Here is a 13,449-nt window from a genome sequence, read left to right as displayed (position 1 = left end):
TATATTAACAGTAGCCGAATGACATTAATCTGTCATAACGTTTTTCAATAAGCTCTTCTTTAGACAAACCATCTAAATCTGCTAAATCACTCTTGATCGCTTGCTTTAACATAGCAGCCATTTGATCCATATCACGATGTGCACCACCTAAAGGCTCTTCAACAACACTATTAATAAGATCTAACTCTTTAATACGAGTTGCCGTAATACCCATCGCTTCTGCAGCCGTTGATGCTTTTTCAGCAGTTTTCCATAAAATAGAAGCACAACCTTCTGGAGAAATTACAGAATAAGTTGCATATTGCAGCATGTTAACACGATCGCCAACACCAATAGCTAGTGCACCACCAGAGCCGCCTTCGCCAATAACAGTACAAACAATAGGTACCGTTAAACGAGCCATCACTTTTAAGTTTCTTGCAATTGCTTCACTTTGACCACGCTCTTCAGCACCAATACCAGGATATGCACCAGGTGTGTCGATAAAAGTAATAATTGGCATATTAAAACGTTCTGCCATTTCCATTAAACGAAGCGCTTTACGGTAACCTTCAGGTCTAGGCATACCAAAATTACGTTTTACTTTCTCTGTAGTTGAACGACCTTTTTGATGACCAATAATAACAACAGGCTGACCATCTAAACGTGCGGTTCCACCAACAATAGCACTGTCATCGGCATAAGCACGATCACCGGCTAATTCATCAAATTCAGTAAAAATACGAGGGATATAGTCAAGTGTGTAAGGACGTTGTGGGTGTCTTGCAACACGTGCAGTTTGCCACGGGTCTAAGTTGGCAAATATTTTTGTCATTTGCTCTTTGTTTTTTTCACGTAGTTGCGTTATTTGTTCTTCTAAATCAAGATCAAGCTCTTGGCCTGTATTAACAAGCTGAAGCTCTTCAATTTTAGCATCTAACTCAGCAATGGGCTGCTCAAAATCTAAGAAATTTAATGACATATGCTTACTTTTACCTATATAAATATTAAGTAACGCTATAAAACGGTACTATTCAATCGTGATACTTTGCTGTTAAACCTTTAACAACAATCGCTTAATTATTTAAATTGCAAGGTGACACTTTCCTCACCTAACAATGCTTTTAATTCGTATAATAACATATCTGCTGGCGTAACTCGCCACTGGACACCCAGTTCCAGCATAGCTGATGCTTCTTTTCGACGATAAAATACTCGAACAGGGCAAGTTCCCTCTTTATGAGGTGTTAATACTTGTTCAAATTGTTCGATAAACTGCTCATCAATCATGTCATTATCTATAATAACATCAAGTGAACTAACGTAATTTTCCCTTGCGTCAGTGATGGTCATTATATCCCGAGCCGTCATTGTATTACCACCAGAGTAATCATCAAAGCTGACCTGTCCGCTACAGACCAAAATAGCATCATTTACAAGCAATTCGGCAAAGGTATCATAATCGTCTGGAAACAACCTGACATCCATACGAGCACTTTTATCATCTAGTGTTACAAGTGCCCAACGACGGCCCCTTTTATTGACCAATACTCTAACACCAATCACTAAACCTACAGCGACTGCTTGTCTATCTCGACCTGTAGGCTGCATGGTAACTAACCGACCCGATGAATATTTTTTTATTTCAGTTAAGTATCGATTAATGGGGTGACCCGTTAAATATAAACCTAAGGTTTCTTTTTCTCCGTCAAGCCATTGCTCTTCTGGCCACGGTTTAACCTCTTTAAACGCTTGACGGGTATCTTCAGGTTCTTCATTAATTAAACCAAATAAATCATTTTGACCCAATGCTTGAGCTTTGGCGTGTTGTTCAGCCGCTTTTATCGCTTCAGGTAAACTCGCAAACATTGCAGCTCTGTGCGGGCCTAAGTTATCCATAGCACCCGACTTGATTAAACGCTCTAACACACGTTTATTGGTTTTCTTTAAATCTAATCTTGCGCAAAAATCAAATAAATCGAGAAAGGGTCCACCCTCTTTTCTAGCGGCGATAATCGCTTCAATGGGACCTTCACCAACACCTTTAACCGCACCGATGCCATAAACAATTTGATTATCATCGTTTACCGTAAACTTATACTGACCCGCGTTAACATCAGGTGGCAATAAATCTAGCTCCATATTGCTACACTCATCCACTAAGGTAACAATTTTATCGGTGTTATCCATATCAGCAGACATTACCGCTGCCATAAACGGGGCAGGAAAATGCGCTTTCATCCATAAGGTTTGATAGGAAACTAAAGCATAAGCAGCAGAATGTGATTTGTTAAAACCATAACCAGCGAATTTTTCAACTAAATCGAAAATCTTCATAGCTAGTTCGCCATCGACGCCGCGATCAACAGCACCTTGCTCAAAACCTGCACGCTGCTTAGCCATTTCTTCAGGCTTTTTCTTACCCATAGCACGACGAAGCATATCTGCGCCACCTAGTGAGTAGCCAGCTAGTACCTGAGCAATTTGCATTACCTGTTCTTGGTATAAAATAATGCCGTAGGTAGGCTCTAATACAGGTTTTAGATCTTCATGTTGCCATGTTGAGTCTGGGTAACTTATTTCTTCACGGCCATGTTTACGCTCAATAAAGTTATCAACCATGCCTGATTGCAAAGGCCCTGGTCTAAATAAAGCAACAAGTGCGATAATATCTTCAAAGCAATCTGGTTTTAGCTTTTCGATTAACGACTTCATACCGCTAGATTCAAGTTGAAATACAGCCGTTGTTTGTGATGCAAGTAATAATTTAAAAGAATCTTTATCATCAAGCGGAATAGCAGCAATATCTATCGGCTCTTCACCCGCTTTAAGAAGCTTTTCGTCGGCCATTTCAATAGCCCACTGTAAAATAGTGAGTGTTCTTAGGCCCAAGAAATCAAACTTAACTAAGCCAGCATCCTCAACATCATTTTTATCGAATTGAGTTACCGGGTTTTTACCCTCTTCATCACAATATAGTGGTGCAAAATCAGTGATAGTGGTAGGTGAAATAACAACACCACCTGCATGTTTACCCGCATTACGTGTCGTCCCTTCAAGAATACGACACATGTCTATTAAGTCTTTAACTTCACTATCTTGGGCATAAACTTCGGGTAATTTAGGCTCTTCTTCAAATGCCTTTTCTAAGGTCATGCCAGGTGTTGGCGGGATCAGTTTTGAAATGCGATCAACAAAGCCATACGGGTGCCCCAAGACACGCCCTACGTCACGAATAACAGCTTTAGCTGCCATAGTACCGAAGGTTATAATTTGCGATACTGCATCTCGACCATATAACTCAGCCGTATGGTCAATAACTTCATCACGTCTGTCCATGCAGAAATCAACATCAAAATCTGGCATAGATACCCGTTCAGGGTTTAAGAAACGTTCAAAAAGTAAATCAAACTCAAGAGGGTCTAAGTCAGTAATTTTTAACGCATAAGCGATAAGTGAACCGGCCCCCGACCCACGCCCAGGACCAACAGGAATATTATTATCTTTACTCCACTGAATAAATTCCATAACGATGAGGAAATATCCCGGAAACCCCATATTATTTACAACTTCCAGCTCAATAGCTAAGCGTTCATCATAGGGTTTTCGTATTTCAGCAAAGTTATCCGCTTGTGTATCAAACAGCTGTTCTAAACGTTCTTGCAACCCCTCTTCAGACACTTTGATGAAATAATCATTTATTTCCATGCCCTCAGTTGGGAAGTCAGGTAGTACATATTCGCCTAAAGTCACAGTTACATTACAGCGTTTCGCTATTTCAACTGAATTCGCTAGTGCTTCTGGGATATCACTAAACAGCTCACACATTTCTTCTTCACTGCGTAAATATTGCTGTTTGCTATAACGTTTAGGTCTACGTTTATCGTCGAGGGTATAGCCGTCATGAATCGCGACTCGAATTTCATGAGCATCAAAATCATCAGGAGAAAGAAAGACCACTTCATTCGTTGCTACTACAGGTAACTGGAATTGCTCTGCAAATTCAACGGCTAGATGAAGATAATTTTCCTCATCGCTACGCCCAGTGCGAATTAACTCAAGAAAGTAGCAGTTATCAAAGTGCTGTTGGTAGAACGTGACCATTTGCTTGGCAAGATCTTGATTCCCTTTAATCAACGCTTTGCCAATATCACCTTCTCTTCCGCCAGAAAGTAAAATAAGCCCTTCCTTGAACTCTACTAACCAATCTCTATCAATGACCGCTTTATTTTGCACATGACCGCGAAGATAAGCCTTAGAGATTAATTCGGTTAGGTTCTTATAACCGACATTATTGGTACTTAATACAACAATGCGAGCAAGCTCATCTCCTAATTCTTCACTTTTCACCCAAAAATCACAGCCGATAATGGGTTTAATGCCAGCTCCATGGGTCGCATGATAAAATTTAACTAAACCACAAAGGTTTGTTTGATCAGTTAATGCCAAGGCTGGCATTTTATATTCTGACGCTTTAGCAACAATAGGCTTTACTTTCTTTAAGCCATCGCACATTGAATAATCACTATGGACTCTTAAGTGAATAAAAGAAGGTTCGGGTGATGGATCTACGCTGTGTTCAAGCTGTGTATCAGTCATTTGCAAGTACCTTAGCAACAGGCTTAAAACTCTGACGATAATTATCTAATACACCATGCTCCATTATTTTTTCTAAGTGGACTTTCGTTGGATAGCCTTTATGTTTGGCAAAGCCATATTCTGGGTGTTTTTTGTCCAGCTCAATCATATCGTGATCGCGAGCAACTTTAGCTAAAATTGATGCCGCGCTTATTTCAGCGACTCGCGCATCACCTTTAACCACAGCTTGAGTTTTTATTTCACCTTGCTTACTACTAAATGTTGGGCAACGATTACCGTCTACAAGTACAAAGTCGGGTTCAACGTTTAACGACTGTACCGCTCGCTGCATGGCTAACATTGTTGCATGAAGAATATTAATCGTATCGATTTCTTCTGGCGTTGCACGGCCAATAGCCCAAGCTATTGCATGTTCTTTAATTTGTTCAGCTAATATTTCTCGTTTTTTCTCTGAGAGTTTTTTTGAGTCCATTAACCCTTCTATAGGGTTTTCACTATCGAGAATAACGGCCGCAGTAACCACATCGCCTACTAAAGGTCCTCTACCTACTTCATCAACACCAGCGATACAATAGGCAATAGGATATTGAAATTCTGGAAGCTCTTTAGTTTTAGTCATGGGTTTTCTCTAACATGCCTGAGGCATTAACTGAATAATTGCTTTAGCTGCTTGTTCACTTGCATTACAACGCAACTGTTGATGAATGATAGTAAAATTTTCATTTAAGTCAGATTGATCTTGGTACAACCGCTCCTTAATTAATGGCAACATTTTCTCTAGACACACTTCATCTTGAAGTAACTCTGGTACTAAGGATTTATTAGCCAAAAGGTTAGGCAATGAAAACCATTGTAACTTAACTAACCATTTCGCTAATAAATACGTTAATGGGCTAAATTTATAGCAAATAACCATTGGTCTTTTAATAAGTGCCGCTTCAAGGGTTACAGTACCCGATGCTGTTAACAAACAGTCACTAGCCGCCATAACTGTTTGTGTTTTATCAATAACGACGGTCACAGGTAAGCTAGGTGCGAGTTCTTTTTTTAAGGCTTGAAATTGAAGTGCTCTTTTTTCACTGATCATAGGTGCGATGAAAATTAGCGAGCTATCTTCTTGATGAAGCCGTTCAGCACATAATAAAAAAGGCGCTAACAAACGAGATAATTCACCACCTCGACTACCAGGCATCAATGCTAACACTTTATTGTCTTGTGGTAATTCAAGTTCCATTCGAGCAGCAACTTTATCACTTTCCATTGGAATATCATCAGCCAACGGGTGACCGACAAATGTACAGGGAACTTGATGTTTATCATAAAACGCTTTTTCAAAAGGCAATAACGACAATACCATATCTGTCGCTTTCGCTATTTTGAAAATACGTTTTTCACGCCATGCCCACACAGAAGGACTCACATAATGTACTGTTTTAATACCGTGTTGTTTTAACCTAGCCTCTAAACCAATATTAAAATCGGGGGCATCAATGCCAATAAAGACATCAGGAGCATGCTGACTGAAATGATCTGTTAGTGACTTTCTAACATAAAGTAATCGCTTAATTCTACCGAGTACTTCAACAATCCCCATAACGGCAAGCTCTTCCATATCAAAGAGGCTGTCAAAGCCAAGGGCTAGCATTTTAGGTCCACCTATACCAATAAATTTGGCATTAGGGTAACGCGCTTTCAATGAAACAATAAGACCTGCACCAAGTGTATCTCCTGAGTGCTCACCCACGACAATCGCAAAGGTAGGTTCATCTTTCACAATATATTGATCTGTTGAACTAGATAAAGTTGTTTGATTCACGGTAAATTCACTTGAAAAAATAACAGCGCTAATTAGCGCTGTCAGAAACTCTTAGTATACTTTCACCTTAAGAGGGAGTTATCGAATAATACCACGAGTTGATTGTTTAATTGATGAAGTAAAAATATCTAATTCTGTCGATGCTTCACTTTCGCTACTTATTTGCGCTAACGCTGCCTCAACAGAAAGGCTTTTACGATAAACCCATTTATATGCACGCTTAATCGCTGCTATTGTGTCTTTTTCGAAACCGCGTCGCTTCAAACCTTCACTATTTAAACCAAAAGGTTTAGCTGGCTGACCTGAAGCCATCACATAAGCAGGAATATCTTTCAGTACCAGTGCATTTGCCGCGACAAAACTATGATCGCCAATATGACAAAACTGATGAACACCAGCCATTCCACCAATAATAACATGGTTGCCTACATGAACATGACCAGCTATAGAGGCATTATTTGCCATTATACAGTGATTACCTACCATACAATCATGCGCAACGTGAGCATAGGCCATAAATAAGTTATTACTACCAATTTGGGTGATTGCCTTATCTTGAGCTGTGCCGCGATGAATAGTACAAGATTCACGAAAGATATTGTTATCACCAATCACTAGCTCGGTGACTTCACCTGCATATTTTAAATCTTGACAGTCTTCGCCAATGCTCGCAAATTGAAAAATTCGGTTACCTTTGCCAATTCGCGTAGGCCCATTAATAACAACATGTGAACTGATTTCACAGTCATCATCAATAACAACTTCACTCGCAATATAAGTCCAAGGTCCAATTGATACGTTTTTACCAATTTTAGCCCCTGGCTCAATAATCGCTTGAGGGTGAATCATATAAAAATACCTTTTGTTATGTCTATAACGTCAAGACTAAAGCGCTTTTCTAGCGCACATTAAATCGGCACTACAAACAACTTTACCATCAACAATGGCTTCACCATAAAATTTCCACATACCGCGACGCTCTTTAATAAACTCAACATGTAAGTTCATAGTGTCACCCGGTAAAACAGGCTTTTTAAATTTAGCATTGTCAATAGAAGCAAAAAGATACATTTCATTTTCATTTCTAACTTCACTACTTTTAAAGCCTAAAATACCTGTTGCTTGCGCTAACGCTTCTAAAATCAATACACCTGGAAATATCGCTGCATCAGGGAAATGACCGGTAAAAACAGGTTCATTAATGGTTACATTTTTAATAGCATGTAATGATTTCCCTGGTTCATGATCAACAACCTTATCAACTAATAGCATAGGGTATCTATGCGGAATTAGTGTTTTAATTTCATTAAGGTCGATTGGTTTTTTTACTGTGTCCAAATGGCTATTCCTTTTAAACAAGCACTCAAATGTTTAGACATAAGTTGAGCACTTAATATGCGTTAATTAACGAGTCAGTCTTGTAATTATTATTAACTAACCTATTCCAATTCTTTAAGTTGTTGTTCTAATTCTTTTACTCTTTTTGTTAAACTATCAAGACGTTTAACTCGAGCATTAGTACGATTCCACTCTTTATTGGGTGCTGCAGGCATTCCAGAAGAGTATACACCTGGTTGATTTATATCTTTTGTTACCATAGCCATGCCAGTAAATACGACATTGTCAGTAACAGTGATATGCCCATTTACCCCGACCAAACCTGCAAGTGTACAATTTTTTCCAACTGTTGTACTTCCAGCAATAACGCTACATGCTGCCATGGCGGTGTTTTCACCAACAATAACATTATGGGCAATTTGAATTTGGTTATCTAAGATAGCACCGTCTCTTATTTCTGTGTTATCTAAAGCGCCTCTATCAATTGTGGTACTTGCACCAATTTCAACATGATCACCAATAATAACACTGCCCAACTGAGGTATTTTATGCCATTTATATTGACCAGCAACAGGGGCGTAGCCAAAGCCATCAGAGCCAATAACGGTATTTGCTTGAATCAAACAAAACTCACCGATTTGTACATCGTGATAAATGCTAATATTTGACCACAGTTGAGTAAATTTACCGATTTTTGCATTTTTACCAATAAAGCAACCAGCGCCAATACTAACATTGTCAGCTAAAACAACCCCTGATTCAATCACCGCATTTGCACCAATATTAACATTTTCACCCAATTTAACAGACTCATCAATAACAGCTGTTGGGTGAATACCTAAAGCAACTGGCGGTGTGGTATTAAGTAAATTAGCTGCTTTAGCATAGCCCATATAAGGGTTATCCATAACTAATGCAACAACGGGACAATCTTCAACAGCATCAGAAGAGACAATAACTGCCGAAGCAGAAGTATCAGCTAATTGTTGGCGGTATTTACTGTTTGCTAGAAAAGCAAGTTGACCTTCATTTGCATTAGCTAGTGTAGCCAATGAATGAATAGAAAATTGAAGATAGAAATCATCACCCTTCGATAAAGTCTCAGGGATGATAATTTTAGCATCAATTATATTTGCTATTTCAGCTAAGGTATAAGTCATAAAAAATGATTCTCAGATACGTTTAACAATAAGTAATTACTTAAGCTTACTTACTTGTTCTACAACCTTATCTGTAATACTTAAATCAGGCTTTGAAAAAACAACCGCTTGCTGTGATAACACAACATCATATTTATTTTTTGCAGCAATGTTATCTACCGCTTGACGAACCAAAGCAACAATTTTATTTGTCTCTTCGTTTTGACGTTGACCTGCTTTCTCTTGAAGAGCTTTACCTTTCACTTGATAGTCTTGGAAAAGTGTCGCTAATTTTTTATCTAACTCTTCTTTTTCCTTAGCACTCATCAAAGCACCATCACGCTTTTTCTTTTCTTGGTAGTATTTAATATCTTTTTCAAGTTGAGTAATAACCGCTTTCTCATCTTTAAACTCTGCTTCAAGGGCTTGCATCAATGCCGCCGTTTGTGGAATTTTACCCATTACTTCTTGAAAGTTAACCACGGCAATAGATTGGTCAGCAGCCATAACTGAACTCGCTAATAACATACCTGAAGCTGCTGTTGTCATTACCATTGATTTAATAAACTGTTTCAATTTCTTTTCCTCTATTCGTTTTTATTTAGTAGTAATACTGTATCAAAACAAGTGTTACTTAATTTTTAATTTATGTTAGAAAGTTTTACCGATATTAAAGCTAAAGAATGCAGTATCGTCATCTTCCACTTCCTTAAGTGCTTTAGCAAAGCTAAATATCATCGGCCCCATTGGTGAAATCCATTGAATTGATAACCCCGCTGAACTTCTATAACGTCTAAAATCTGAAAAGTCATCTATCTTCTCATACTCTTTTGGATCTAATTCACTATAGTGATCTAAGTTAAACTCTGTATCAACCACATTACCTACATCAACAAAAAAACTCGTTCGAACACTGTTAGCATAACTCTCATCTAAAAATGGTGTAGGTACAATTAACTCGATACCTGCTAACGCTATTGCGTTGCCCCCGACAGATTTTGGCGATACGGCAACAGCATCATGATCAGGTCCTAAACAACACCCTGAACTGCCACCTGTTGGGTCTGGCGTACCAGGTATTTGACTTGGGTAACGATATATTGCTCGAGGTCCAACGGTATTATTCTCAAAGCCACGTAAGGTATCGGCACCACCTGCTCTAAAGTTTTCCCAAAACGGTAATAATTGGTCGTGACCATTTACCGTACCGTAACCATTAGCATAACCTAACTGTAAACGTGTTAATACTGACCACTTTTGACTTCTTGTTAATGGGAAGTAATATTTACTATCAAAGTTTAACTTGAAGTATTGTAAATCCGACTTTGGTGAAGTCATTTTATAAGTTAATGATTGCTGTGAGCCTGATGTTGGGAACGTACCACGGTTTAACGTAGAACGAGAAAGGCCAACATTTAAATCTAACGTTTTAAAGTCTAACTGGCCATCAGGATCCGTTGGATCAGCGTAAATATCATAAAACTGTTGTATTTGTTCGTACGCTTGCAGCTGTGATATTTGGTTGTATTTCCAACCCACACCAAAGTTTACACGCAAATACTCATTAACAGGAAAGCCCCAATTAAGGCCTAAGCCAAAGGTTTTATTATTATACTCAACCATGTTTGCACGGCCGGCATCATATTCGTTGAAGTATATTTGGCCACCAAGTGATACGGCATCAACCGTAAAATATGGGTCGGTATAATTTAAACTAACACTTTTAGAATAGGTATTTGTATTAACGTTAAAGCCTAAAACGTTACCCGTACCTAAAAAGTTATTTTGTTGCACACCTGCATTTAAGCTCAACTTAGTCTGAGAGCCATAGCCAATACCCGCGGTAAAAGAGCCTGAAGGCTGTTCTTTCACCGTAAAATCGATATCAACTAAATCATCTTCACCAGGTATTTGTTTAGTTTCAAACTCTACGGTTTCTAAATAAGGTAACCTTGATAAACGCGACTTTGAATGCTCAACCATGCTGTTTGATAACCAAGCACCTTCAAGTTGTCTCATTTCACGTCTTAATACCCCTTCAGAGGTCACATGGTTTCCTGAAAAATTCACTTTATTAACGTAGACACGTTTACCCGGATCAATAGATATATTTAACTTTACGGTATGATCTTCATCATTAATTTCTGGTATCGTTACGACTTTAGGGTACGCATAACCGTATCTACCTAAAAATTTGCTTATCACTTCTTCGGTATATGTTACTTCTGCACCATTATATAGCTCACCTGCTTGTAATGGATTAATCGCTTTAATAGTAGATTCAAAGCCAGCCATATCACCAACAAAATCGACACCACTGACCGAATATGTTTCACCTTCAGTGACATTTAAGGCGATATAAACACCTTGTTTATCGGGCGTCATAGAGACTTGAGTAGAATCAACTTTAAAACGTAAATAACCACGATCTAGATAATAGCTATTAATGGTTTCCATATCCCCCTGAAGGGTTTGCTTTTGATATCTATCTTGCGCCATGAAATTCCACCATGGCGAGCCAAAGGTTAACTCGATACGGTCTAATAATTCTGCATCGGAAAAAATCTCATTACCCACAATATTGATTTGCTTTATCGCCGCGGCATCACCCTCTTCAAAGGTGAATTCAAGGTTAACTCGGTTACGCGGTAAATGGGTTATTTTACTGGTGACGTTCGCATTATATTTACCAACACTATGGTAAAAATCTTCAAGCCCCATTTCTATACCAGAAATAACAGTACGATCTAAGGTTTCACCTACTCGTATGTTACTCCCGTCAAGACTCTCTGTAAGCTGTTCATCTTTTAAGTCACTGTTACCATCAAAAAGAATTTCACTAATGGTTTCACGTTCGCGTACGCGATATACAAGACGATTGCCATCACGATATACGCGAATATCATTAAAATGCCCTGACTTATAAAGCGACTTTATAGACTGAGATATACGAAACTCATTTAACGAGTCTCCAACATTAAACGGGATATGTGTGAGAGCAGCACCTAATGCGACACGCTGTAAGCCTTTGACCTCGATATCTTCTACTTGAAAATCTTGAGCCGCTTGAACTTGACTTCCTAGCGCACCTAATAAGACAGCGAAGGCTATTTTTTTAATTATCATATAACTATTTTACTTCTTAAAATATCAACTGACTTTCATCAGCAATTTGATTAATACCTTATACGGTATTAATTTCACACGGGTGTCGCTACCCTAAAACTCGACTAAAATCATTAAATAAACCAATCGCCATTAATAGCAATAAGGCAAGAGCTCCAAACTTAAATCCAGCTTCTTGAATATTTTCTGGCACAGGCTTTCCTGTTAAAAGCTCTATAAGATAATAGAGTAAGTGCCCGCCATCAAGTACTGGGAGTGGTAAAAGGTTAATAATTCCTAAATTAATGCTAATTAATGCTAAAAAACCTAAAAAATATACAATTCCAAACCCTGCACTATTGCCAGCACCTTGTGCAATACCTATTGGACCACTTAAGTTTTTAACCGAAACATCACCAGTAATTAATTTGCCTATCATGCTGAATGTTAACCTTGTTAAGTCCCAAGTACGAATCAAACTTTGAGAAATCGCTTCTAGAGGGCCATAGGCTATATCAATTTTATAATGCTCAGGCCATTGGTCAAACTTTGGAGCAACGCCAATATACCCTTGAGTTTTACCGTTTCTCTTTATTTTTTCAGGTGTGATGAGAACACTCATTGTTTCACCACGTCTTTGAATGGTTAATGCCACTTCTTGATTAGGAAACAGCTTAATTTTTTCAGAAAAAATTTGCCAACTATCATCAATTGAATCACCGTTTATGGCAATTAATTTATCACCTACTTTTAAACCTGCCCGCTCAGCTGGACTAGAATCACCTATTACCGCCAACTCATTAAAGACTTTAGGGCGAAATGGTGTAATACCTAAGCTATTCAATGCCGAAGTTTTGTCTGGAGAAAAATGCCACTCACTGGTATTTAAAACATAAGTAGAGATAAATTGAGAATCTTGACCTTTCGTTTTAAATTCAATGGACTCACTACCTATTTCACCTATTAATGCTAAATTAACGCCTTGCCAATCAAGCGTATTTTGACCAGCAACACTTATTATTTCGACATTTTCAGGAAGGTTAGCTTGTGCAGCGATTGAGTGTTCATTTATTGTGCCTATAACAGGTTTTACGCTTGGCACTCCAATCAAGAACATTAAATAAAAAGCAAAAGCAGCAAAAACAAAGTTAGCAAAGGGTCCTGCGGCGATGATAGCAATGCGTTGATATACGGTTTTACTATTAAAGGTTTTATCTTTGTCTTCTTCTGCTACATCATCTACTCGTTCATCAAGCATTTTAACGTAGCCACCAAGTGGAATCATAGCCAGCACATATTCAGTACCATCACTTGCTTTCTTGCGCCAGATGGCTTTACCAAAACCTACTGAAAAACGTTCAACTTTAACGCCATTTTTACGTGCTACCCAAAAGTGACCGTATTCATGTACGGTAACTAAAATCCCTAAAGCAACAACAAAAGAAGCTAAGTTCCAAAAAAAATCAAACATAT

At 38.4% G+C, this 13,449-nt stretch carries 10 protein-coding genes; all 10 read right to left on the bottom strand.

The window, feature by feature from the left end; translation table 11 throughout:
* Positions 1 to 4 precede the first annotated feature (4 nt).
* Positions 5 to 961, bottom strand: coding sequence for an acetyl-CoA carboxylase carboxyl transferase subunit alpha (gene accA, locus D1094_RS10335; RefSeq protein ID WP_118960031.1), 957 nt, complete (start codon positions 959 to 961; stop codon positions 5 to 7).
* Between the two features lie 98 nt (positions 962 to 1,059).
* Positions 1,060 to 4,578 carry a DNA polymerase III subunit alpha gene (gene dnaE / locus D1094_RS10330; protein ID WP_118960030.1) on the bottom strand — a complete coding sequence of 1,173 codons (3,519 nt, stop codon included), beginning with the start codon at positions 4,576 to 4,578 and terminating at the stop codon, positions 1,060 to 1,062.
* Complete coding sequence (gene rnhB, locus D1094_RS10325; RefSeq protein ID WP_118960029.1) at positions 4,571 to 5,197, bottom strand: ribonuclease HII; 627 nt, start codon at positions 5,195 to 5,197, stop codon at positions 4,571 to 4,573. Before rnhB ends, dnaE begins: the two co-directional genes overlap by 8 nt.
* A gap of 9 nt (positions 5,198 to 5,206) precedes the next feature.
* Entirely contained in the window at positions 5,207 to 6,394 is a 1,188-nt protein-coding gene (lpxB, locus tag D1094_RS10320; protein WP_259337904.1) for a lipid-A-disaccharide synthase, read from the bottom strand.
* A 78-nt stretch (positions 6,395 to 6,472) separates the two neighbouring features.
* Positions 6,473 to 7,243, bottom strand: coding sequence for an acyl-ACP--UDP-N-acetylglucosamine O-acyltransferase (lpxA, locus tag D1094_RS10315; RefSeq protein ID WP_118960028.1), 771 nt, complete (start codon positions 7,241 to 7,243; stop codon positions 6,473 to 6,475).
* A gap of 36 nt (positions 7,244 to 7,279) precedes the next feature.
* Entirely contained in the window at positions 7,280 to 7,732 is a 453-nt protein-coding gene (fabZ, locus tag D1094_RS10310; protein ID WP_118960027.1) for a 3-hydroxyacyl-ACP dehydratase FabZ, read from the bottom strand.
* Positions 7,733 to 7,833: 101 nt separating this feature from the next.
* On the bottom strand, positions 7,834 to 8,892 hold the full coding sequence (lpxD, locus tag D1094_RS10305; RefSeq protein WP_118960026.1) for a UDP-3-O-(3-hydroxymyristoyl)glucosamine N-acyltransferase: 1,059 nt from the start codon (positions 8,890 to 8,892) through the stop codon (positions 7,834 to 7,836).
* Positions 8,893 to 8,928: 36 nt separating this feature from the next.
* A complete protein-coding gene (locus tag D1094_RS10300; RefSeq protein WP_118960025.1) occupies positions 8,929 to 9,447 on the bottom strand; it encodes an OmpH family outer membrane protein in 519 nt (172 codons plus the stop codon).
* Positions 9,448 to 9,522: 75 nt separating this feature from the next.
* Positions 9,523 to 11,997 carry an outer membrane protein assembly factor BamA gene (gene bamA / locus D1094_RS10295; protein WP_118960024.1) on the bottom strand — a complete coding sequence of 825 codons (2,475 nt, stop codon included), beginning with the start codon at positions 11,995 to 11,997 and terminating at the stop codon, positions 9,523 to 9,525.
* Between the two features lie 88 nt (positions 11,998 to 12,085).
* Complete coding sequence (rseP, locus tag D1094_RS10290; protein WP_118960023.1) at positions 12,086 to 13,447, bottom strand: sigma E protease regulator RseP; 1,362 nt, start codon at positions 13,445 to 13,447, stop codon at positions 12,086 to 12,088.
* Positions 13,448 to 13,449 lie beyond the last annotated feature (2 nt).

Origin of the sequence: Colwellia sp. RSH04 (genome assembly GCF_003545765.1) — a bacterium.
Taxonomy (GTDB): Bacteria; Pseudomonadota; Gammaproteobacteria; order Enterobacterales; family Alteromonadaceae; genus Colwellia.
The sequence above is the reverse complement of the archived record's forward strand: the minus strand, read 5'-3'. Positions and strand labels throughout refer to the sequence as shown.